General features: G+C 55.9%; 25 protein-coding genes and 1 riboswitch. Of the genes, 11 read left to right on the top strand and 14 right to left on the bottom strand.

The features are described from left to right. Nucleotides 1-28 precede the first annotated feature (28 nt). Complete coding sequence (locus OMR58_RS17215) at nucleotides 29-679, bottom strand: hypothetical protein (RefSeq protein ID WP_264546490.1); 651 nt, start codon at nucleotides 677-679, stop codon at nucleotides 29-31. Between the two features lie 275 nt (nucleotides 680-954). Then, nucleotides 955-1,737 (bottom strand): DeoR/GlpR family DNA-binding transcription regulator, encoded by a 783-nt coding sequence (locus OMR58_RS17210; RefSeq protein ID WP_264546489.1) that lies wholly within the window; start codon nucleotides 1,735-1,737, stop codon nucleotides 955-957. Nucleotides 1,738-2,046: 309 nt separating this feature from the next. Here OMR58_RS17210 and gatZ point away from each other — a divergent pair, with 309 nt between their 5' ends. The 6 genes from gatZ to OMR58_RS17180 are packed head-to-tail and all read left to right on the top strand — an operon-like array spanning nucleotide 2,047 to nucleotide 7,451. Further along, on the top strand, nucleotides 2,047-3,342 hold the full coding sequence (gatZ, locus tag OMR58_RS17205; RefSeq protein ID WP_264546488.1) for a tagatose-bisphosphate aldolase subunit GatZ: 1,296 nt from the start codon (nucleotides 2,047-2,049) through the stop codon (nucleotides 3,340-3,342). Then, on the top strand, nucleotides 3,335-3,793 hold the full coding sequence (gatA, locus tag OMR58_RS17200) for a PTS galactitol transporter subunit IIA (RefSeq protein ID WP_264546487.1): 459 nt from the start codon (nucleotides 3,335-3,337) through the stop codon (nucleotides 3,791-3,793). Before gatZ ends, gatA begins: the two co-directional genes overlap by 8 nt. 37 nt (nucleotides 3,794-3,830) lie before the next feature. Then, the gene (gene gatB / locus OMR58_RS17195) at nucleotides 3,831-4,115 is read left to right on the top strand and encodes a PTS galactitol transporter subunit IIB (RefSeq protein WP_105590718.1); all 285 of its coding nucleotides are present in this window, start codon (nucleotides 3,831-3,833) and stop codon (nucleotides 4,113-4,115) included. 4 nt (nucleotides 4,116-4,119) lie between these two features. Continuing rightward, nucleotides 4,120-5,493, top strand: a complete 1,374-nt coding sequence (locus OMR58_RS17190; RefSeq protein WP_200562458.1) for a galactitol-specific PTS transporter subunit IIC — start codon at nucleotides 4,120-4,122, stop codon at nucleotides 5,491-5,493. 39 nt (nucleotides 5,494-5,532) lie between these two features. Further along, entirely contained in the window at nucleotides 5,533-6,597 is a 1,065-nt protein-coding gene (gene gatD / locus OMR58_RS17185; protein ID WP_264546486.1) for a galactitol-1-phosphate 5-dehydrogenase, read from the top strand. Then, nucleotides 6,597-7,451: a tagatose bisphosphate family class II aldolase gene (locus tag OMR58_RS17180; RefSeq protein WP_264546485.1), complete on the top strand. Its 855-nt coding sequence runs from the start codon at nucleotides 6,597-6,599 to the stop codon at nucleotides 7,449-7,451. Before gatD ends, OMR58_RS17180 begins: the two co-directional genes overlap by 1 nt. 139 nt (nucleotides 7,452-7,590) lie before the next feature. Here OMR58_RS17180 and OMR58_RS17175 read toward each other — a convergent pair whose 3' ends face one another. Then, a complete protein-coding gene (locus OMR58_RS17175) occupies nucleotides 7,591-8,409 on the bottom strand; it encodes a shikimate 5-dehydrogenase (protein ID WP_264546484.1) in 819 nt (272 codons plus the stop codon). Between the two features lie 106 nt (nucleotides 8,410-8,515). Here OMR58_RS17175 and OMR58_RS17170 point away from each other — a divergent pair, with 106 nt between their 5' ends. From OMR58_RS17170 to OMR58_RS17160, 3 genes are all read left to right on the top strand, one after another. Then, on the top strand, nucleotides 8,516-10,279 hold the full coding sequence (locus OMR58_RS17170) for an SgrR family transcriptional regulator (RefSeq protein WP_264546483.1): 1,764 nt from the start codon (nucleotides 8,516-8,518) through the stop codon (nucleotides 10,277-10,279). 62 nt (nucleotides 10,280-10,341) lie between these two features. After that, nucleotides 10,342-10,414: riboswitch (Fluoride riboswitch) on the top strand. An 81-nt stretch (nucleotides 10,415-10,495) separates the two neighbouring features. Further along, a complete protein-coding gene (gene crcB, locus OMR58_RS17165; RefSeq protein ID WP_123335560.1) occupies nucleotides 10,496-10,873 on the top strand; it encodes a fluoride efflux transporter CrcB in 378 nt (125 codons plus the stop codon). Between the two features lie 518 nt (nucleotides 10,874-11,391). Continuing rightward, entirely contained in the window at nucleotides 11,392-11,622 is a 231-nt protein-coding gene (locus OMR58_RS17160) for a hypothetical protein (protein ID WP_105590725.1), read from the top strand. Nucleotides 11,623-11,716: 94 nt separating this feature from the next. On the opposite strand, the gene OMR58_RS17155 is transcribed toward OMR58_RS17160, so the two are convergent. Together OMR58_RS17155 and OMR58_RS17150 are read right to left on the bottom strand one after the other, a co-directional pair. Continuing rightward, on the bottom strand, nucleotides 11,717-11,863 hold the full coding sequence (locus tag OMR58_RS17155) for a hypothetical protein (RefSeq protein WP_172606521.1): 147 nt from the start codon (nucleotides 11,861-11,863) through the stop codon (nucleotides 11,717-11,719). A 315-nt stretch (nucleotides 11,864-12,178) separates the two neighbouring features. After that, a complete protein-coding gene (locus OMR58_RS17150) occupies nucleotides 12,179-12,382 on the bottom strand; it encodes a KTSC domain-containing protein (RefSeq protein ID WP_200547586.1) in 204 nt (67 codons plus the stop codon). 358 nt (nucleotides 12,383-12,740) lie between these two features. Between OMR58_RS17150 and OMR58_RS17145 the strand changes: the two genes are divergently transcribed. After that, nucleotides 12,741-12,935, top strand: a complete 195-nt coding sequence (locus OMR58_RS17145) for a hypothetical protein (protein ID WP_200547585.1) — start codon at nucleotides 12,741-12,743, stop codon at nucleotides 12,933-12,935. 65 nt (nucleotides 12,936-13,000) lie between these two features. Here the strand turns inward: OMR58_RS17145 and OMR58_RS17140 are convergent, their stop codons facing one another. The 7 genes from OMR58_RS17140 to OMR58_RS17110 all read right to left on the bottom strand — a co-directional run bounded on the left by OMR58_RS17140 (nucleotide 13,001) and on the right by OMR58_RS17110 (nucleotide 20,473). Then, nucleotides 13,001-14,581, bottom strand: coding sequence for an ABC transporter substrate-binding protein (locus tag OMR58_RS17140; protein ID WP_264546482.1), 1,581 nt, complete (start codon nucleotides 14,579-14,581; stop codon nucleotides 13,001-13,003). A gap of 112 nt (nucleotides 14,582-14,693) precedes the next feature. Then, on the bottom strand, nucleotides 14,694-15,359 hold the full coding sequence (locus OMR58_RS17135) for an ABC transporter ATP-binding protein (protein ID WP_200547583.1): 666 nt from the start codon (nucleotides 15,357-15,359) through the stop codon (nucleotides 14,694-14,696). Further along, nucleotides 15,352-16,200, bottom strand: coding sequence for an ABC transporter ATP-binding protein (locus tag OMR58_RS17130; protein WP_264546481.1), 849 nt, complete (start codon nucleotides 16,198-16,200; stop codon nucleotides 15,352-15,354). Before OMR58_RS17130 ends, OMR58_RS17135 begins: the two co-directional genes overlap by 8 nt. Continuing rightward, nucleotides 16,190-17,041: an ABC transporter permease gene (locus OMR58_RS17125; RefSeq protein WP_264546480.1), complete on the bottom strand. Its 852-nt coding sequence runs from the start codon at nucleotides 17,039-17,041 to the stop codon at nucleotides 16,190-16,192. The genes OMR58_RS17130 and OMR58_RS17125 overlap by 11 nt, the downstream gene beginning before the upstream one ends. Beyond that, entirely contained in the window at nucleotides 17,038-18,105 is a 1,068-nt protein-coding gene (locus OMR58_RS17120) for an ABC transporter permease (RefSeq protein WP_105590734.1), read from the bottom strand. Before OMR58_RS17120 ends, OMR58_RS17125 begins: the two co-directional genes overlap by 4 nt. Next, on the bottom strand, nucleotides 18,105-19,673 hold the full coding sequence (locus OMR58_RS17115; protein ID WP_264546479.1) for an ABC transporter substrate-binding protein: 1,569 nt from the start codon (nucleotides 19,671-19,673) through the stop codon (nucleotides 18,105-18,107). The genes OMR58_RS17120 and OMR58_RS17115 overlap by 1 nt, the downstream gene beginning before the upstream one ends. A 143-nt stretch (nucleotides 19,674-19,816) precedes the next feature. Continuing rightward, nucleotides 19,817-20,473, bottom strand: coding sequence for a CPBP family intramembrane glutamic endopeptidase (locus tag OMR58_RS17110; protein WP_200547580.1), 657 nt, complete (start codon nucleotides 20,471-20,473; stop codon nucleotides 19,817-19,819). A gap of 431 nt (nucleotides 20,474-20,904) precedes the next feature. Between OMR58_RS17110 and OMR58_RS17105 the strand changes: the two genes are divergently transcribed. Next, nucleotides 20,905-21,201, top strand: coding sequence for an I78 family peptidase inhibitor (locus OMR58_RS17105; RefSeq protein WP_264546478.1), 297 nt, complete (start codon nucleotides 20,905-20,907; stop codon nucleotides 21,199-21,201). 27 nt (nucleotides 21,202-21,228) lie between these two features. On the opposite strand, the gene OMR58_RS17100 is transcribed toward OMR58_RS17105, so the two are convergent. Beyond that, nucleotides 21,229-21,762, bottom strand: a complete 534-nt coding sequence (locus OMR58_RS17100) for a redoxin domain-containing protein (protein WP_234472008.1) — start codon at nucleotides 21,760-21,762, stop codon at nucleotides 21,229-21,231. Nucleotides 21,763-22,042: 280 nt separating this feature from the next. Further along, a complete protein-coding gene (locus OMR58_RS17095) occupies nucleotides 22,043-22,288 on the bottom strand; it encodes a biofilm development regulator YmgB/AriR family protein (RefSeq protein WP_105590739.1) in 246 nt (81 codons plus the stop codon). Nucleotides 22,289-22,456: the final 168 nt, after the last annotated feature.

Here is a 22,456-nt window from a genome sequence, read left to right as displayed (position 1 = left end):
CTTGCAAAGTGATGGTTTTTCCGGTTTATCATCGGGCATACTTTACCTCTTTTTCCACAAGGTCCAGAATCTGAATGAACGCTGTTTCTCCTTGGTTTCTTCTAATCCGCAGTGCTTCAACAAAAGGATTTAGAGCAGGCTCCACGAGAAAATAAAGAAAATCATAATCTCTTTCACGTAATGCATAGTATATTTCAGGGTCAGTGCTCTGGAGTTTTTGTGAGTTATAAATGCTACGCTCCGCCATACCGCCAGCTAACAGCGTATTGCCAACAACACCGCCACGTAGAGCGACCATAAGTGAACTACGTTGAGCTATTATGGTGGCTATTTTTTTAGAGATAATTGAATTGGTAATTGCACGCCCAAGTACAGATGCTCCCATTTTTGCGTAAATTCCGTCTCTCTTTTCAATCGGCATGTATTGATTGAATTTATTCAATACGATTTCTATCGTTCTTACAAAATTTTCATTTTGAAGGATGCCAAACCTAATAGCTTTGATTAGCCTGATACGTTCTGTTTCTCTATTGTACCTGGAGTCAGTATCAATATAGCCATATGCCAGATAGCCTAAATCTTGCGGAACTGATAACACACCATGAATAAAACCAATTACTGCATCAGGTGAAACAATTATCTTTGCTATACGCTTTGCGATGTCTGTGTAAGTGCTCATAAGGATTCCATTCCTATTGTGTAGATAAGGTGATTGATAAATCAATCTTCTAATCTGTCTGTACAACAGTGAACAGTTTGCCATTTTCAACCACTGTGCCGATAACTTTCCAGGCTTCCTGTGCGGCAGTGAATGCCCAAGCCGCAGAGGCAGAGCTAAAGAGAAGTTCTAACCTTCCTGCTCGACAGTGAATCATGCCGCTTTTACTGCGGCGGCCCTCGCCATTTCTAAGCGACCTGTTCGGCACTCCAATCAATTTGTTTAGTCGGCAAAAGCTAAACCAGAATCACCTTCTTGCCCTGCTTTTTCAGGCTGTTCACCATCTCTTCCGGCGCTTCGCGATCGCTGATGATGGTATCTATTTTTTCCACCGGCAACACAATGTTGTAACCCTTACGGCCAAACTTCGTCGAGTCGGTCAGCACGATCACCTGCTGCGCCACGGCGGCCATCACGCCGCTGATGGCATAGCCTTCGTTAAAGGTGGTGATGCCGTTCTCATCATCCAACCCGTCTGCACCCACAAACATCAGATTGGCAGAAACGTCCCGCAGTGCATATTCCGCAATGTTGCCGTGCAGTGAGACGGTTTTATGCCGCAGGGTGCCACCGCAGATCACCAGGGTGATGTCTTTATTTTCAAACAAGATATTCGCCGCAGGCAGGCTGTTGGTAATCACCGTAATGCTGCTCATTGCCACCAGCTCTTCGGCCAGCAGCTTGGTGGTGCTGCCGCTGTCCAGAATGACCGTATCCCCTTCACGTACCAGCTTTGCCGCTTCAATGGCGATGCGCCGTTTCGGATCGGCAGCCAGCTGGTAGCGATCGCTCAGGCTAACCTCACTGGTTTCTATTGTGGTTTCAGCCGGAACGGAACCTTCTTTGCGTGCGGCACCGCCGTGGAAACGGCTCAGCAGCCCGCGCTCTTCCAGCAGTCGCAAGTCGGCCCGGACGGTCACTTCCGTCACCCCGAGCCTGGCGGAGATATCGTTTACCAGCACGCTGCCGGTGCGGTTCACCATTTCGATAATTTTGTTTCTGCGTTCGAAGGTATTCATCAACACTCCTTTGAGCTGGTCGGGGAATCCTAAAACGAAAGAAATAGAAAGTAAAACAAAAATCTCAGGATTGTGAGCGTTTACTGGTACTGGAGAAACGTCTTAAAACAGTGATGTGTATAACTCATTGTATTGGATATATAAAAATCAATTTGCGAGTAAATTATTCGATGAATTGATAAAAAGAAAGAAAACGAAAGATAAAGAATGATTTCGAAAATAAATAGATCACGATCACACAACGAAAGGAAAGAGATTGTGCAATTTGCGAAAACTAACGATTGTTTACGCATACTTTCGGAGGACGTGATGAAAACGATAATTCAGCAACATAAAGACGGTCTGGACTGCGGTATTTGCTCAGTGTGTTCTGCTCATCCACTGGTGATTGAAGCGGCACTGCGCTTCGACCTTAACAGCCAGCGTCAGGTCTTGATTGAAGCGACTTCAAATCAGGTTAATCAGTTCGGCGGCTATACCGGCATGCGCCCGGCGGCCTTCCGCGACTACGTACTGGCGATTGCCCGGCGCGTTGGCTTCCCGGAGCAACGGCTGATCCTCGGCGGCGATCACCTCGGACCCAACTGCTGGCAGAATGAACCCGCCGACCAGGCGATGGAGAAATCCCGGGTGCTGATTGCGGAATATGTGCAGGCCGGATTCAGCAAGATTCATCTGGATGCGTCGATGTCCTGCGCTGACGATCCGATCCCGTTGCCGCCGGAAACCGTTGCGCAGCGCGCTGCCGAACTGTGCCGTATTGCCGAAGAAACGGCTACCCCGCAGCAGAAGGCACTGCTGACCTACGTGATCGGCACCGAAGTACCGGTGCCGGGCGGTGAAGCATCGGCTATCCATGAAGTTCACGTTACCCGCCCGGAAGATGCGGCACACACGCTGGCGCTGCACCATCAGGCCTTTAGCGAAGCGGGTCTTGAACAGGCGATTCCCCGAATTATCGGGCTGGTGGTTCAGCCGGGCGTCGAGTTTGACCACAGCAGCGTGATCCACTATCAGCCGTCGCAGGCACGGGCGCTGAGCGAGTTTATTGCCTCCACGCCGGTGGTGTATGAAGCGCACTCCACCGACTATCAAACCCGCAGCGCCTATCGCGCGCTGGTAAAAGATCACTTTGCCATTCTGAAAGTCGGACCAGCGCTGACCTTTGCGCTGCGTGAGGCGATTTTCGCCCTCGCCAATATTGAAAAAGCGCTGGTTGCGCCTGAGAAACAGAGCCAGATCCTTGCTGTAATCGACCAGGTGATGCTGGATGAACCGGGCTACTGGAAAAAATATTATCGCCCGGCGTTCAGCCAGTCGCTGGTGGATATCCACTACAGCCTGTCCGATCGTATTCGCTACTACTGGCCGAATAGCCGCATCAGCGATGCGCTGAGCGCACTGACCGAAAATCTTAACCAGCAGGCGATCCCGCTGGGGCTGCTGAGTCAGTATCTGCCAAAACAGTTCGATCGCGTGCTGACCGGCTCACTGGCCGCTAACCCGCATTCGCTGATTATCGACAAAATTCAGGATGTGCTGCGCGACTACGCGTGGGGCTGCGATCCTGAATCCATCCAACACAAAGAGGTAAGCCATGCATGACTACCGCCTGATCGTCTCTTCGGCGATGAATTTTTCCAGCGCTACCGACGCCCTGCGGCATATCGGTGAGCGAATGGTGCTGGAGGGGCTGTGCCGCGACAGCTATCCTGCCGCGCTGCTGGAGCGCGAAGCCACGTACCCCACCGGGATTGCGCTTGATGGCCACGCGGTAGCGATTCCCCACTGCGATGCTTCTCACGCTATCGCACCCGCCATCTATTTGATCCGCCCGGAAAAACCGGTGGCGTTTCAGCAGGCGGATGATGACGGCAGCATCAACGCCGAACTGATTATCGCGCTGGTGGTGACCCACCCGCAGGAGCAACTCAAGCTGCTGCGGGCGCTGTTTGGCCAACTGCAGCAGCCGGAATTTATTAGCAGCCTGCTAAACGCGGCGGAAGATGACGTCGCGCACTGCTTCAGCGAACGCATCCTGGCCGCTGCGGCATAACGTTATCCCTGACCCTGCAAAACGGAGAATAAAAAAAATGAAACGCAAAATCATTGTTGCCTGCGGTGGCGCGGTGGCTACCTCGACGATGGCCGCTGAAGAAATTAAAGAGCTGTGCGACGAGAACCACATTGAAGCCGAGCTGGTTCAGTGCCGGGTGAATGAGATTGAAACCTATATGGATGGTGTCCACCTGATCTGCACCACGGCGCGCGTCGATCGGCAGTTTGGCGATATCCCGGTGGTACACGGCATGCCGTTTATCTCCGGCGTGGGTATCGACGCGCTGCGGGATAAAATCCTGACCATTCTGCAGGGGTGAACTCATGTTTACGGAAATAATGCGTTATATCCTCGATCTTGGCCCAACGGTGATGCTGCCGTTTGTGATCATTATCTTCTCCGTCAGTCTGGGGATGAAGGTGGGCGATGCCTTTAAGTCGGGCCTGCATATCGGTATTGGCTTCGTCGGTATCGGACTGGTGATTGGGCTGATGCTGGATTCCATTGGCCCTGCCGCCAAAGCGATGGCCGCCAACTTCGAAATTGGTCTTGAGGTGGTGGATGTCGGCTGGCCGGGATCGTCACCGATGACCTGGGCGTCGCAGATTGCCCTGATTGCTATTCCTGTGGCGATTGGCGTCAATATTCTGATGCTGGTCACCCGCATGACGCGGGTGGTGAACGTCGATATCTGGAATATCTGGCATATGACCTTCACCGGGGCGATGGTACATATTGCCACCGGCTCTTACTGGCTGGGGATGCTCGGCGTGGTGGTACATGCGGCGTTTGCCTATAAGCTCGGTGACTGGTTTGCCCGCGATACAAAAAACTTCTTCGATCTTGACGGCATCGCCGTGCCGCACGGCACCTCCGCCTATATGGGGCCGATTGCGGTACTGGTGGATACCCTGATTGAGAAAGTGCCGGGTCTGCGCCGTATTCACTTCAGCGCCGACGATGTGCAAAAGCGCTTCGGTGCCTTTGGTGAACCGGTGACGGTCGGGTTCATCATGGGGATCATCATCGGCCTGCTGGCGCATTACGATGTGAAAGACGTGCTGCAGCTGGCGGTAAAAACCGCCGCAGTGATGCTGCTAATGCCGCGAGTGATCAAGCCGATTATGGATGGCCTCAACCCGATTGCCAAACATGCCCGCAAACGCCTGCAGGCCCGCTTTGGTGGCCAGGAGTTCCTGATCGGACTTGACCCGGCGCTGCTGCTGGGGCAGACCTCGGTGGTTTCCGCCAGCCTGATTTTTATCCCGCTGACGATTTTGATTGCCGTGGTGCTGCCGGGAAATAAAGTCCTGCCGTTCGGCGACCTGGCGACCATCGGGTTCTTTGTGGCGATGGCGGTGGCGGTTCATCAGGGTAACCTGTTCCGTACGCTGATTTCCGGCACGGTGATTATGAGCATCACTCTGTGGATCGCCACCCAGACCATCGGGCTGCATACCCAGCTGGCGGCCAACGCCGGTGCGCTGAAGGCGGGCGGGCAGGTGGCTTCAATGGACCAGGGCGGATCGCCGATCACTTACCTTCTGATTCAGCTCCTGACCTGGCAAAACATCACTGCGCTGGTGGTGATTGGCCTGATTTACTTTGCCGGTGTCCTGCTGACGTGGCGTCGCGCACGCAGCTTCAGTACGCCGCCGGAACCCACGCTTTCCAGCTCTAAAACCCTGTCTGAATAAACTGCGGGGGGAGATCCCCCGCCATTCTGGAGTTCTCTGATGAAATCTGTCGTGATCCACGCCGGAGGCAGCGTTACGGTTGAAGAAAGACCGTTGCCTCAGATTGAAGCCGCTGATGATGTGCTGGTTGAGGTGATCAGTTCGGGACTGTGCGGCTCCGATATCCCGCGTATTTTTCACAACGGCGCACATTTTTATCCGATTACCCTCGGCCACGAATTTTGCGGCCGGGTAAAGCTGACCGGCAGTGCGGTCAACGATTTACAGCCCGGTAATCTGGTTTCCTGCGTGCCGCTTCAGCCCTGCTTTCAGTGTGAAGAGTGCCAGCGTCAGCTCTGGTCCCAGTGCCGCCACTACCGGTTTATCGGCTCCCGCAGCGACGGCGGCAATCGCGAATATATCGTGGTGCCGCGCAGCAATCTGTTCCTGCTTCCGGAACACACCACGCCGACCGAAGGGGCGTTCTTTGAGCCGATGACCGTCAGCCTTCACACCATGCAGCTGGCCGGTGGCTGTGAAGGTAAAGAGGTGATTATCGTGGGCGCGGGCACTATCGGCCTGCTGGCTATGCAGTGTGCGAAAGCGCTGGGAGCACGTTCGGTCACGGCGATTGATATCAATCCTGAGCGGCTGGCGCTGTCGCAGAAACTGGGCGCGGACTACACCTTCAACAGTGCCGAGATGACCGCCGTAGAAATCCGCACCGCGATGGGCTCCAGGCGCTTCGATCAGCTGGTTCTGGAAACCGCCGGCAGTCCGCAAACCGTGGAGCTGAGTATCCAAATCGCCGGACCGCAGGCGCAGATCGGCCTGATTGGCACGCTGCATCGTGATTTACCGCTGAGCAGCAGCACCTTCGGTCTGATCCTGCGTAAAGAGCTGCGAATTCTCGGCAGCTGGATGAATTACTCGGGTCAGTGGCCCGGCGTGGAGTGGCAGCAGGCCGTGCGGCTGTTCGAGCAGGGATCGATCGACCTCTCATCGTTGATTGCGGTCCAGGCCGCGCCGCAGGATTACGCCGAGGCGGTCAGCGCGCTGGCGGGCAAGCCAATGAGCGGGAAAATCATGCTCGATTTCTCAGTCACGGATAAGGAGCAGGCATAATGTATCTGGTTTCTAATCGTACGATGCTGCTTGACGCGCAGCGCGAAGGCTATGCCGTACCGGCATTCAACGTTCATAACCTGGAAACCGTGCAGGCGATTGCCGAAACGGCGGCGGAACTGCGCTCGCCGGTGATTATGGCGGGCACCACCGGCACCTGGAACTACGCCGGACTGGAGTATCTTGTCGCAATCTGCCAGCAGGCGGCGAAAAAGTACGATCTGCCGATCGCGCTGCACCTCGATCATCACGAAGATCTCAACGATATCAGCCGCAAAGTGCATGCCGGGGTGCGATCGGTGATGATCGATGCCTCGCATTATCCCTTTGCGCAGAATATTGAAAAAGTCCGTGAGGTGGTGCGTCTGTGCCATCGTTATGATGTCAGCGTGGAGGCGGAGCTGGGGCGGCTGGGCGGTCAGGAAGACGATCTGATCGTTGATGAAAGCGACAGCTTTTTTACCGATCCGGCCAAAGCACAAGAGTACGTCAGCCGTACCGGGATCGATTCGCTGGCGGTGGCGATCGGATCGGCGCACGGGCTGTATCAGGGGGAGCCAAAGCTGGATTTCGATCGGCTGGCGCAGATCCGTGAACAGGTGGATATTCCGCTGGTGCTGCACGGTGCCTCAGGCATTCCGGAAGCGATGCTCAGGCGCTCCATTTCTCTCGGCATCTGCAAAGTGAATGTCGCTACCGAGCTGAAAATCGCCTTCTCCGGCGCGGTTAAGGCCTTCTTCAACGCGCATCCCGGTGCCAGCGATCCGCGCGAATATATGGAGCCGGGTAAGCAGGCGATGAAGCAGGTGGTGGCGGAAAAAGTCAGGATCTGCGGCAGCGAAGGGCGTATTTAGCCTGGCCCACCGGCGGTCTGCATAACTGATGGTATGCAGAGCACTTTTGCTGACCGGCGGCCTGCATAAAGTACCCAGGCCGACCAGCGATTAGCGTAACGAATGTCAGGCAGAGTATCCTGGCTGCCTCTGATGAGTGTTATTGCCGGGACCAGGCCGCCGCTTCCCTGAACAGCGCGTCGTCGGGGCGGATGCCGGTATACAGGGCAAACTGCTCCACCGCCTGAATGGCAAACACGGCCGCGCCGGTAATCACGGTTTTATCTTTCTCCTGCGCGTAGCGCACCAGCGGGGTGATTTCCGGCAGCGCAACCACTTCAAAAATGACTTCGGCCGCGTCGACCTGGCGCGGCGTGAATGACATCAGCTCCGACTCAGCGCCACCGCTCATGCCGGTTGGCGTAGCGTTAATCAGCAGGCCCGGCTGGAGGTCGCCCAGATCTTCTCGCCATTCAAATCCGTACAGCGCCGCCAGTTCCCTGCCGCTTTGCTCGTTGCGGGCAACAATATAGCCGTGGTTAAACCCGGCATCCTTCAGCGCGGCCGCCACGGCCTTAGCCATGCCGCCGCTGCCGCGCAGGGCAAAGGTCAGCCCGCAATCGACCTGGTGCTGCTTCAGCAGGCTGGCGATAGCGATGTAGTCGGTGTTATAGGCTTTCAGATAACCGTCGGTGTTCACAATGGTATTCACCGAGTCGATAGCCTTCGCCGACGGGTCCAGCTCGTCTACCAGCGCAATCACCGCTTCTTTAAACGGCATGGAAATCGCACAGCCGCGAATGCCCAGCGCCCGTACACCGCCAATAGCGGCAGGCAAATCGGTCGTGGTAAAGGCCTTATACAGGTAGTTGAGATCCAGTGCGTCGTAGAGAAAGTTATGGAAGCGGGTGCCAAAATTTCCCGGGCGAGATGCCAGCGACATACATACGGTCGTGTCTTTGTTCAGCTGTCGGGTCATGGATGCGGTCCTGTGATCGATGAAGGAGGATTGCCGTTCAGCGCAGAATGGACTAAAAAGGTGAGATTAAAAACAGCTGACTTTTCTCTTTCAAGGCTCCTCTTTTATGTACGGTCAACGACTTGAATATCACTACCTGCGGCTGCTGACGCTGTTTCCCGCTCGTGAAGCCGAGACAACTCTGCAGGCACTGGCTGACTCGCTGTGCTGCAGCAAGCGCCATATGCGGGCACTGCTGGTAAAAATGCACAACGAGGGCTGGCTGAACTGGCAGGCTGCGCCGGGGCGAGGTCGGCAGGCTCAGCTGCGGCTGCTGCGCGATGAGCAGCAGCTTAAAGTGGAAAAAGCGGATCGGTTACTGGAAACGGGGAACCTTGCCGCCGTTGTTGAGCTACTGGGCGAGGAAAAAAGCCGTCTTGCCAGTCTGCTGCGCACCCGGCTGGGTTATCGCATCAGCGATGACTATCAGTCGCTGCGTATTCCCTACTATCGCGAGATGCTGAACCTCTATCCCGGCACGCCGCTCAGGCGCTCGGAAAACCATCTGGTGCGGCAAATCTTTAGTGGTCTGACGCGCATCAATCCGCAGAGCGGCGAAGTGGAGTGCGATCTGGCCCACCGCTGGCGGCAGCTGGATGCGCTGCGCTGGCGTTTTTTTCTCCGCCGGGGGGTACGTTTTCACGACGGGCGCGAGATGACCAGTGAGGACGTGATTTCTTCGCTGACTCGCAGTGCGGCACTGCCCTTGTTTTCACATATCAAACGGGTTGAGGCTGCGGGTGCATTGAGTGTGATCGTTGAACTGCACTACGCCGACGATCGTTTGCCGCTGCTGCTGACCGATCCTGCCGCGCTGATCTTGCCTGCCGATCATTCCAGGCGTGATGATTTTGCCGCACATCCGATCGGCACCGGCCCTTATCGGGTGATCGAAAACGATCGCTGGCATCTGAAAATGCAGGCGTTCGAGCACTATTTTGGCCTGCGTGGACTGCTGGATGAGGTCGAACTGATCGTCTGGCCGGATGTGGCCCATGCGGCATCAAGCGAACAGTTTATACCCGCCGGTCAACCTGCGGCGTGGCTCAGCTCCAGCATCAGCGATATCGCCTATGTTTCCGGCGAGGCCGAACAGTTCACCGGTAAGCCTTCTGAGCCGCTGGCGGAGATGTTCCTGGAGCAGGGGGGATATTTCCTGCTGTGCGACAGCCGCTCTGGCCGCTGGCAAACTCCCGAACGGCGGCGCTGGCTGCGGGAGATACTCAGTCCGTGGCAGCTGGCCTCGCAGCTGGTGGAGTCGATCAGGCCGCTGTGGGTGCCAACGGGCAGCCTGCTGCCCGCCTGGTTTCACTGTATGGATGAGGGGAGTTGCCTTTCACCGTTTTCCGCCGATGAAAATCCGCTGCACGGCGCGGTGCTGCGGCTGGCCTGCCATCGGCAGCATCCTGAATACGCCATGCTGACGGGGATGATGCGCAAAAATCTGGCGGCGGAAGGGATCGCGCTGGAAGTGATCGAGCTGGACTATCAGCAGTGGGCAAGCGGCGAGGCCGAGGTCGATCTGTGGCTGGGTACGGTGAATTTTCCCGCGCCGGAACAGTGGAACGTGGGGGCCTGGCTGCTGGGAATGCCGCTGCTGCAGCCGCATATCTCCGGCGGCGATCCCAGCCAGTATCAACGCTGGCAGCAGCAGTGGCGCAACGGCACCCTTGAATCACGCCAGCTGGTTCAACAGGTGGTCGGCGCAGGCTGGTTACAGCCGCTGTTCCATCACTGGATGCGACTAAAGGCACCGGAGAACGCACAGGGAATACGCCTGAACAACCTGGGCTGGTTCGATTTTCAAAGCACCTGGATGGAGCCTGAGTAGCGGGGGAGGCCCGGCTGCGGCAGCTCGCCTGTTGCAAAAGCGGCGATGACTGATTATCTTGTGGTTCATAAGGTGATGGTGTTCCACCTTTCCCAACCGCCCTGCTCGTAAGGGGCTGATGACGCCTGATAACCCTGACCGTTAACACGAGGTCGGTGTGTCAGGCTATGCGTTTTCTGCCCGCTGGCACCCCGCCTCGATAGTACTGAGGATTTTATGCTTAAACCTTTACTGGCCGTAATGATTGGCGGCTGCGCCGGCTGTGTGATCCGCTGGCTTCTTGCCGTGCGGCTCAATTCACTGTTTCCTAATCTGCCACCTGGCACGCTGCTGGTTAACCTGGTGGGCGGGCTGATTATCGGGGCGGCAATGGCGTGGTTTATCCGCAATCCACAGCTGGACCCGGCATGGAAACTGCTGATTACCACCGGATTATGCGGCGGCATGACTACGTTTTCTACTTTTTCGCTGGAAGTCGTTACGTTACTACAGGCCGGCAATTATCTTTGGGCGCTGACTTCGGTACTGGTCCACGTTATCGGATCGTTGCTGATGACGATTGCCGGTTTCTGGCTGGTCTCTCTGCTGTTCTGAGGCGAAAAAGCACATTCAGGGCGGTTTTTCAGGAAAATGACGGAGTGATGAGGATGCCATCAGGCATCCTTCTGATGCTGGGGGCGACGATGAATGTCGCCAGCCGCTTTGCTAGCGCTAGCGATAAACTTCTCCGCAAAGCAGTACCGCATTTGGGCGGCGTTCGTGGATCCTTTCTGCCATCTGTTCACATGCTGTGCGTGTGGGATAGATATGCTCTGATACCGGTAGTGCGTCACAGGCATCATGACCGCAGGCGCTGACGAGTAATACGAAGCCGATTAGCATTGCTCACTCCTTTGGCAGATTGGGGTCGCTTTGAGTATAGGCGATAAGCCACACAATAGCCTTCGCGGCCTGTCTCACGCCAGTGGTTTCAACAGGCTACCGCACATTCCAGTCAATTATGCGATTCGTATTTTCATCCCTGATGTGCCCTTTATCACGATTGTTCTGACTCTGGTGGGCAACGCGCGCAGATACGCTATGCTTTATATTTAACCAACGAGGAGGAGAGAATGATCGGCGAAGCAGATTTACCCGTTTCTAACGAAGACGAAGTATGCAACATCATCGGCAGAGCAGTAGTTGACCTCAGCGTTACCGGACAGCCCGTCAATAAAGCAACGCTTGGACTAAAGCTGTTATCTATGGCCGACCAGGATAAAGATGACGAACGTATTTTACTGTACTGGATTGCCCGCCGGGCGATCAATCAGCCGCAAAAATTTGCGGAGGCAGGTTACTGAAACTGCCTGCAACCGGTGCGACTGCCACCGGATTCAGCGGCCCGCCCGGTGTCCACCGGGCGGCCATTGCAGGCGCAGTTAAATCCCATCGTATTTAGTGCTTATCGCGTTCTACCACAATCTCCGTTGGGCAGCTTTCATCCGCTTTCACTCGACGATATTCAGCCTTACCCTGATAAACATAAATACAGGCGCGTCCTGCATTGCCCCCGTCCTGTTCCTGGCTCAGTGAAACGGTCACCTGCTCCGCCCGACTGTTAAGCGGCAAAAGGCTGCATGCCAAAGTGAACACGATTGGGAGCACGGATAGGTATGCGCGGAAAATCGGGTAGCGGTTGCGCGAGGGCATCTGACGTCCTTATGAAACGGAATGTAACCTGAGGTAAATCTCTATTGATGCCGCTATTTTAACGCATTGTGCCGGCTAGCACAGATGAAACGCGGGGTTAAATAAATTTTCTGTGAGAAAGGCTGCATTGCGGGTAGCGCTGAGCTGGCATCCAGGAGGGGGGCGCTCTCTACCCGGCGGGCTAAGTTGACCTCGCCGGATAAAAAATCAGTGCTGCGGATAATGTTGCTTTATCTGCTCGTAAAAAAAGAGTCCCTTAGAAGGGGCTGCCATAAAGAAGTGCCAGGTGGTCAGGGGAACGTTATTGTAGGTCAGCGTTCCATGCTTCAGCGTTTCTACCTCGAGAATCCGTTTTTCCATGTCATAGGCCACGGTTCGAATAACGGATGAGGCTACGGACTGTCTTTTCATTCTGTACCTCTCAGCTGTCAGTGGTGGTTAAAATTTAGACTGATGAGGACGATTTGACATTGTTTTCGATCAATTATTATTTTTTTTTAGCTTGAAAAATAATCAGGCGGGAAAAAATTACCTCGGAAAGTGGAAATCCAACTGCACTTTCCGAGGCTATGCAAATGCACAATACGTTACGGGGATCACTTTAACGTCTTTTTTCAATCTGTACAGATTTATTTTTGTTGTACAATTTTATCAGTCGCGGGAAACTGAATCAGTCAGGTGGGGATACGGGCTTTCAGGCTGCAAAAAGGGTAACGAAAGGCGGCTAAACTTGCTAAAGTTCGCTTTTCACTGTGTTAGCGGGATTATTATGTCGAACGAAATTGCACATCCATCCAGCAGCCCGAAGCAGGCTGCCCTTCAGTTGGTTATTGAACTGGTCAGAGCCGGTAAACTCAGTCCGTTACAGGGTGATGCCAGCAATATGATCTCGATTTATGAGCAGTTTAAGGCTCACTTTGAAGCGGATAAGCACAAGCACTCCTCGGATTCTGCTATCTCCTGAGTGGCGTAGCCGATTATCCTGGCGGGTAGGGCAGTCGCCATACCCGCTATTTCTCACGGCGTGTTCTAGCTTTTCTTACTCACGCGGTCGAAGTAGAGCAAGCTAACGCCAATCCCCTGATACGCCCCCTGAATCTGCTTGCCCAGTCCAACCTGTTTCTGCCCCTGTAGTGTCACTACGTACGGTGAGTTCTGCTGGATATCCGTTTGTAGCTGCTGATACAGCGCGGTACGCTTTTTCACATCGCTTTCGGCGGCCGCTTCTCGCGTACGTGCGCTCAGATCAGGTATCGTCCAGCCAACGCGCCAGGCCAGGGTTTTTGGCCCGCCGGGAACGTTATAGGCGAAGGTGCTGGCGTTGCTGTTGGCGTCCACGTAGTCCGCGCCCCAGTAAATAAAGATCGACTGGAAGTTGCGGCCGCGCATCTTGCTCCACAGCTCGGCTTCCGCGACCGGTTGAATATCCAGATGAATATCCGCTTTCGCAAAGCTGGCCTGCAGCGCCTGTGCCACATCGCTGTAAGGCGGCTGATTGACGATAGTCAGAGCAAAGCGCGTGCCCGGTTTGATGCCTGCCTTCGCCAAAATGGATTTCGCTTTTTCCACATCATAGTGGAACGGTTCGTTGGTCAGTGCGCCGTCAAAGCCTGCGGGCAAAAACGTCTGATGAACCTGATACTGGCCTTTCAGTAGCTGTTCAGAAATCGACTTGTAGTCCACCAGCCAGCGTGCGGCCTGCCACAGCGCCGGGTTTCCCAGCGCGGGCTGCTGTTTGTCCTGGGTATTGAAGCCAAGATAATAAATCAGGCTGGAAGGGAAACTGGCGACGTTAACCTTACCCTGCTGTTTGAGGGTAGCGAACTGATCGGCACCGAGGTCGTAGGCCACATCCACATCGCCGTTTTCCAGCAGCAGCCGCCGCGAACCGGCGTCGGTGACGCTCTTCAGGATCACCCGCTTCAGGTGCGGCGGGGTTTGCGCATACGAATTCTGTTCCAGCACCAGCGCCTGCTGCGGTACATAATTGCTTATCGTATAGGCGGCACTGCCGGCGGAATGGGTGTGCAGCCAGCCGTTACCCAGGTCATTGCCCTGTGCATGCTGCTGTACCAGCTTGCTGTCCACCACCGAGGCGATCGGCGAGGTCAGCAGGCGCAGAGCCAGATCCTGACCGATTGGTGTGGTCCAGCGGATTTCAATCTGGTTGTCGCCGTGCGGCGTAAACTGGGTGTCGATATTTTCCGGCGTCCAGCCAAACTCCGCGAGGATAAACGCCGGGGTTTTATTCAGTTTCACCGCGCGGGTGAGCGAGTAGATCACGTCCTGGCTGGTCACCGGATTGCCGCTGGCGAACTTCGCGCCAGGCTTTAGCGTAAACAGCAGGCTGTGCTCACTGCTGCCTGCCTGCCATTCGGTGGCCAGTGAAGGGGCCAGTTTGCGCGGATCGTCGATGTCCGGCGTCACCAGCGTTTGATAAACATTTATCAGGCTGCTGTTGCTGACCGTTTCAAAGCTTTCTGCCGGATCGAAGCTGATAATGCCATCAAGCGAGATGGCGACAATCAGCGTATCGGCAGGCGTTGCCGCCTGCACCGTGTGTCCGAAAACCAGGGCGCAGGCCAGCGCCAGAGGAGCAATTTTTCGCATGATGATGTCCTGAAATCGTGGGATATATCAGGACTATAGGCGCGTCATGCGCGATCGGAAATGCCGGATCTGACTAAGGTTAGCTGATAAAGATAATTGACGGATCAACGGCTTAGCCGACGATCCTGCCTTTATCCATATGCACCGCGCGATCGCACATATGATCGATAACATCGGGATCGTGACTCACCAGCACCATGGTCAGATGATCCTGCTGCTTAAGTTGATTAAGCAGGTTGAGGATCTCCGCCTGTACCGACATATCCAGCGCGGAGGTCGGCTCGTCCAGCAGCAGTATCTTCGGCTCTAACAGCAGCGCGCGGACGATAGCCACGCGCTGGCGCTGACCGCCTGAGAGCTGGTGCGGATAGCGATCGGCCATCGCCGGGTCCAGTCCAACGTGGCGAAAACCGTCGTCGATGCGATCGTTGATATTATCCGCCTTAAGCAGCTTCAGCGGCTCGGCCAGCGTACGTCGCAGGCGATGTCGAGGATGCAGCGAGGCGTAGGGGTCCTGAAACACCATCTGCACGTCGCGTCGCAGCTGGCCGGTAAAAGCTTTACCCGGCTCGGCCTGATGGTCCGCCAGCCGCATTGTGCCCTGCCAGTGCGGATTCAGCCCGGCCATTACCCACAGCAGGGAAGATTTACCGCAGCCGGACGGGCCGACCAGGCCGAAGCACTCACCGGCGTTAACCGACAGGGTGACATCTTCCACCACGGTGCGCAGCTCATAACCCTGGCGGTGAGCCACGCTGAGCTGGTTTAACTCAATCATGTTTAACTCCCCCGATCAGCGCGGCGCGATCCAGCACAGGTAGCGGTTTACCATGGGTGGATTTATTTGGCCGACAGGACCACAGCGTTCGGGTATAGGGATGCGTGGCGTGCGGTAAATCAGCGGCGGGCAGGGTGTCGAGAATATCGCCCTGATACATCACCATGACTCGCTCGCAGTGTTCGGATACCTGCTGTAAATCGTGGCTGATCAGCAGCAGGCCCATATTGCGATCTTCCACCAGCTGGCGGATCAGCCCCAGCACCTGATCGCGCATCGCGTGATCGAGCGCGGAAGTTGGCTCGTCGGCAATCAGGAAGCGCGGTTCAGCGATTAGCGCCATCGCCAGCATCACGCGCTGGCCCATCCCACCAGAAAGCTGGTGGGGATAGCGTTGCATCAGCTGTACGGGCTGCGGTAGCCCTACCGCTGAGAGGATATCGCAGACCTTCTCTTTAATGTCGCTGCGGCTAAAATGGCCGTGCAGCTTGAGCGGTTCCGCGACCTGCCAGCCGATAGTGCGCATCGGGTTAAGCGCGTACTTCGGGTCCTGCATCACCATGCCCAGCTGGCTGCCGCGCAGCTGACTCCAGCGACGCTCGCTCAGGGTCAGTGCATTTTCACCGGCGATACTCAGCGTGCGCGCCTGCAGGCGCAGGGAAGGGGAGAGCAGGCCCATCAGGCTGCGGGCGGTCAGCGATTTACCGGAGCCGGATTCACCGACCAGCGCCACGCGCTCGCGGCCAAGGGTAAAACTGATATTTTTTACCAGCGCCGCGCCGCCTGGTGCGGAAATCGTCAGGCCATCCGCCACAATCGGCGCATCAGCATTAGTCAGCATTACGGGTATCCAGTCGGTCACGCAGGCCGTCGCCTGTCAGGTTAAAGGCCAGGCTGGCAAACAGAATGGCACCGCCGGGAACGGCAGCGACCCACCACTGGTCGAAAATCACTTTACTGCCTTCGGCCACCATCGATCCCCACTCCGCGGTAGGTGGCTGAATGCCCATACCGAGGAAGCCCAGACCGGCGGCGGAAAGAATAATGCCACCGAGGCTGAGGGCCGCGCGCACAACGGCGGTCGGCAGGCACAGCGGCAGAATATGACCAAACATCAGGCGCAGGCCGTTAATACCCTGCATCCGCGCGGCGGCCAGATAGTCGCTGCGGCGCAGTGCCAGGGTTTCCGCGCGCGCCTGGCGGGCAAACGGCGGCCAGCTGGTCAGCGCCAGCGCCAGCGCACCGTTCATCAGTCCTGGCCCCATCATCGCGACCAGCGCCAGTGCAATCACCAAGTTAGGCAGCGAAAGGAAAATATCGGTAATGCGCATCAGCACGCGCTCGCTCCAGCCGCCGAGGTAACCGGCGCTGATACCGATTAACATCCCCACCGGGATGGTCAGCACCAGAATCAGTGACACCAGCAGCAGCGTCGGGCGCGCACCGTAAATCACGCGGGAGAGCAGATCGCGGCCAAAGCCGTCGGTGCCCAGCCAGTGGCTGGCCGAAGGCGGCATCAGGCGCACCGCCATTTCCTGCACGTTCGGATCGAAAGGTGCCAGCAGCGGTGCGAACAGGGCGGCAAAAATCAGTATCCCGACCAGCGTCAGGCCAATGGTCAGGGTGATATTTCGCCGTTTTTTAAACGGTTTTACCGTTTCGGAATCAAGAGCCTGCGTCATCGTGTCCTCGGGTCGGTCAGGTAGGTGAGCGCATCAGCCAGCGCGTTGATGACGATAAAGCAGCCGCCAATCAGCAGGGTCGAGCCGAGGATCGCGGGCGTATCGGAGGCGAACAGCGCGGTGGTCATGTAGCGTCCCACGCCGGGCCAGGCAAAGACGGTTTCAGTCAGTACCGAGCCTTCCAGCAGCGTGGCGTAGGAGAGCGCCAGCACGGTAATCAGCGTTCCCCGCACGTTAGGGAAAATGTGCAGCAGCAGGATGCGTCCCCGGCTGGCACCTTTTGCCCGCGCCAGCGTCACGTACTCTTTGCTGTTCTCTTCCAGCAGCGCAGCGCGCAGCAGACGGGTAATGGTCGCCATCGACAGCAGCCCCAGCACCACCACCGGTAGCCACAGGTGGGCGATGGCGTTGCGGAACATTTCCGGGTCGCCGGAGAGCAGGCTGTCGATCAGCACCAGCCCGGTTTTCGGTTCCAGGGTATAAATCCAGATATCATCCAGCCGCCCCGGCCCTGCCGACCAGTGCAGTACCGCATAGAACAGCAGCAGACCCAGTAATCCAAGCCAGAACACCGGTACTGAATAGCCCAGCAGGGAGATCAGCCGCGCGACGTTATCCAGCAGGCTACCCGGCTTCCACGCCGCCAGCAGCGCAAGAGAAATGCCGAAAATAGCGCCGAAGATCATCGCACAGGTCGCGAGTTCAATGGTGGCCGGGAAGGTACGCAGTAAATCGCTGGCTACCGGCTGATTGGTAATACTGGAAATGCCGAGATCGCCACGTACCAGGTGTTCCAGATAGTGCCAGAACTGCATCGGCAATGGCTGGTCGAGTCCAAGATCGCGCCTGACCTGTGCATAGGTGGATTCGCTGGCGTGATCGCCGGCGATCTGCAGCACCGGATCGACAGGGGAAAGATGAGATAAACCGAAGGTGAACACCAGCAGACCAAGCAGCGTTACCACCAGCGAAATCACGACGCTGAGGGCACCGCTGCTGCGGCGCCAGAACAGCCGTGTACCGCTTTGACGCGGTACACGATCCTGAGCAGCAGGTGCCGCCATTACTTACTGACCTGGCTGTAGTAAACCATGTCCGGGTTGATCCCCTGAACGTAGCCTTTCAGATTATCGCGCAGGGCAACAAGGTTACGCGCCTGCAGGCCGACGACGTACGGTGAGTTCTGCTGAATTTCACGCTGCATTTTGTGGTACAGCTCAACGCGCTTCGCCGGATCGCTTTCAGCGGTGGCGGCCAGCGTCTGCTTGCTCAGTTCAGGGATATGCCAGTTAGAGCGCCACGCCAGCGTTTTACTGCCGTCTTCCGGGTTGTAGGCAAAGGCGGCGGCGTTGGTATTCGGATCGAAGTAGTCAGCGCCCCAGGCGTTCAGCGTGGCTTCATACTGATGCGCTTTCACTCGGGTCGCGACTTCTGAGCTGATCCCCGGCAGCACTTCGACCTTCACACCGCCTTTCGCAAAGCTGGCCTGTAGGGCTTGCGCAATATCCAGGTACGGCGGCTGGTTGCTGACCGACAGTTTAAAGCTGACGTTTTTCAGCCCGGCTTTCGCCAGAATCGCTTTGGCTTTTTCCGGATCGTAGGTGAACTGATTATCGTTCAGCGCGCCGAGGAAGCCTTCCGGCAGGAACGACTGGTGAACCTGGAACTGGCCTTTCAGCAGGTCGTTGGCGATGCCTTTATAGTCGAACAGATAGCGTGAAGCTTCCCACAGGGCCGGGTTTTTCAGCACCGGATTGGCATCGATATTGAACTGCACGTAGTACAGCGAGGCCATCGGCACCGCGAGGGTTTTTACGCCCGCTTTATCTTTCAGCGAGGCGATCTGATCGGCACCCAGGTTACGCGCGATATCGGCGTCGCCCTGTTCCAGCAGCAGACGGCGAGCGGCCGGTTCCGGTACGTTTTTAATCAGCACGTTTTTCAGCTTAGGCGCACCGGCCGGAGAGCTTGGGTTAGCGCTGAGCAGCACCACTTCATGCGGCACGTATTTGCGGATTTGATAAGGGCCGCTGCCCGCAGAGTGCTGGGCCAGCCACTTATTACCGAAGTCGCCGTTTTGCACATTGGCCGATACGGTTTTCTCATCAACGATCGATGAAACCGGAGCCGCCAGCAGACTCAGCACGTAGGTCGGGCTGACATCCGCCGTCCAGCTCATCTGAACGTGTTTATCGTCGATTTTTTTAAGATGCGAGTCGACGTTATCTTTGGTCCAGCCCAGCTGCGCCAGAATAAAGGATGGATCGAGGTTCAGCTTAATCACGCGGGAGAGCGAGAAAATCACGTCTTCCGGGCGTAAAGGGTTGCCGGAAGAGAAGGTCGCGCCATCACGCAGGGTGAAGGTCATACTGCGATTATCGCTGCCGGGCTTCCACTCGGTAGCCAGCGTCGGCTTCAGATCGGTCGGATTCTGCGGATCGGACTGAACCAGACGCTGATAAAGGTTGGTAAATGCCTGCACGGAGGTCAGTTCAAAACCGTCTGCCGGATCGAAACTGTTGGCATCATCGATAGACTGCGCAATGACCAGCGTGTCAGCGGGGGTCGCCGCCGTTGCGGCAAAGGATGCCGCCAGCGCCAGTGCAATAACTGAGGGGACTGTAAATTTCATGACGTTTCCTTGCCTTACATTTTTTTCGCGAGTGTAAGTGAACAACCGATAAGAGCAATAGTAGATTATTCGCTATCGATATGCGCGAAAGTTATAAGAGGAGTCGAAAGGTTATAACCTTGTCCTGTATGCAACCGATTACGCTAGCGGCTGAAGGTCAGCCACAGCCAGGGGGCAACGCCAAGCAGGTTATTAAGCATATGCAGGAAAATAGGTAACTTCAAACCGCCGGAGACCAGTCGCGCGGCACAGAGCAGCAGCGACAGGGCAACCAGCGCGATCAGCGTTTGCAGATGGGCATACTGTGTATGGATTGCGGCGAAGGCGAGGGAGGTCAGCACCGAACAGGCAACCCGCTGGCGCGGAGCCCACAGTAAAAATCCCTGCATTAAATAACCACGAAACAGAATCTCTTCGTAGACCGGTGCCAGCAGAACCACGGCCAGCGCGAACAGTATTGAGCTGGTTGCATTACCGCTAAACTGCCCGCCCGTCCAGCTCTCACGCTGCATATAAAAGGCCTGGCTGACCAGCAGCAGAATCAGCAGCACGCTGAACACCATCACCTGACGTGGGAAGAGTTTTCCGACGTGAATATCGCCGTAATGACGCCTGTACCAGCGGAAGAGCGGGATCAGAACGGCAAATTCCAGCGTGCAGAGCACCGGCATCAGCAGGCCGCTGCTGACCAGCATGGCGTGGTTGGGCAGGTATCTTACCAGCAGGGTAATGGCGTACCAGATAATCAACATCCCGGCGCAGAGCAGGGTTTGGGACACTCTGTCGGGAGCGGTATTCATGGCAACAACCTGTCACGGAAGGTTTTTTTCGATGTTAACAACTGTTACGAGCACTGTCGAGTTTGGGGAGCGTCATAGCAAAGCGGGTTAAGTTTTCGTGGGGAAAAACCTGTGACCGGGGAAGCGACGATTGTGCTATCGGTTGCCCCGGTAAACTGCGCCGGGGCCGGGAGGATGTTAGCGGACTCTCACCGCGACCAGCGTCATGATGACGGCAAAGGTGACAAAAATTGCCAGTTCCATAAGAATCTCCTCTTTGGGAAAACTCCTAAAATTATAGCTAAAGTCTGGATATTTTATGAACGATGCGTGCTCAGGGAGGCTAAAGATGACGGATAATCATCCGTTCTTTTACCTGCGCATTATGGCGTTAATCTGTTAATCTTTAACTCAATTTGCCGATTATCTACGCGAAAAGAGGAGCAGGAACAGTGAAATACTATGGAAAAATAGCGTTCGTTGCGGCGTTGATGGCGCTGGCAGGCTGCCAGTCGTCTGGCCAGAAAACGGCGGCGAATGCGCCGGTTGACCCGGAAATGGATCGCTGTGGCGCATCGGAACTGCAGCAGTATGTTGGTAAGCCACTTACCGCGCTGGAAACGCTGCGCTTCGAGAAGCCGGTGCGCGCGATCCCTTACAATTCTGCCGTGACCATGGACTTTAATCTGAATCGCATTAACTTCTTAGGCGATCAGCAGGGCAACATTACTAAAGTCTACTGCGGTTGATCGATGCTGGCTGGTCGTACAGGCCAGTCAGTACTGCCATTTCCTCACCCACCACAGGCGCAACAGTACGCCGGTGTTGCTGGTCCAGCCGCTGCTGGTGCTGACCACTTCCCCCTTCGCGACAACAAGCAGTGTAGGTTTGCTGGTGACCTGCCAGTGAGCGGCAAGACTGCCGTTACTGTCATTGACCACCGGCAGATTGAAATGATGCCCATTCAGATAGCGTACAACGCTGATGTCATCTCCCGACATGCTGGCGACGGTGAGCACGTTGGTGCGTTTATCGTTGAGTTTGATCATCAAAGGGATGGTGTCGTGACAGGCCGCGCACCAGCGGTCCCAAAACAACACCAGCAGCGGCTTTTTTTCGCTGAGTTCCGCGAGCGTCAGGTCTCTGCCATCAATGGTATGCAACGGCTGGCTGGCGAAATCGGCGGGCAGGTCCGGAGCCCGAATACCATCGACCAGTCGGATGATCAAAATAAGGGATAGAAGAGGTAATAGCAGGTAAAGACCGACCTTTTTAAAGCGGTTAATAAGAACGTTATACCAGTTATTCATCTGCCATCTCCAGCCTGCCTTCGGCGCATATCTTAATGACGCTATGCCGAATAACAATCGTTTGCCGTGTAAACATTCGTATAGGGAATATTCCCCATACGGGCAGGCGGGTTTGCGCTGTCATCATCCTGCAACGCGCTGATGGCAGTATCTTGCTGCACACAACGTGACTTCCTCGTCACTCCAGATATGCAATGCTCGTCTTTAACCCGCCGTGTGCGGGTTTTTTTTCGTGACAGACAGAGCGGCGGCTCAGCGTTTTGAGGCTGGCGTATTCTGTTTATTTGTTGCCGTTGAAAATCTGCGTCAACAGGTTGCGATATCCCTGGAGTATGGCTTCATCGGCTTCTCCTTCCAGTCGGGCGATGACGCTGGCAATAATCGCGTCGTTGCTGAGTGGTTTCCCGTTTTGCATAAGTTCCATCATGATCGCTTCCAGCAGTTCGCTTTCTCTGGGAGCCTGGAAAGCCGGGCTGTTAAAATAGTCGGTAATTGCGCGGCCTGCGCCCTGAACGTGATAAGCCATGATAAACCTCCACAGACGCATCCACTGAAGCGCGGAGCAGCTTCCGTGGAATCATAATGTTGTTGTGAATACGAGAGAGTAGGGCAAAAAACGTCCGCTCCCGTTACCTGAAAAAGATGACCGGAGATTCTGTAAACTGTAGATGTGCGGTGCCGGAATGCCAGTAAC

This window comes from Erwinia sp. INIA01 (genome assembly GCF_025947915.1).
Lineage (GTDB): Bacteria > Pseudomonadota > Gammaproteobacteria > Enterobacterales > Enterobacteriaceae > Erwinia > Erwinia coffeiphila.
The sequence above is the reverse complement of the archived record's forward strand: the minus strand, read 5'-3'. Positions and strand labels throughout refer to the sequence as shown.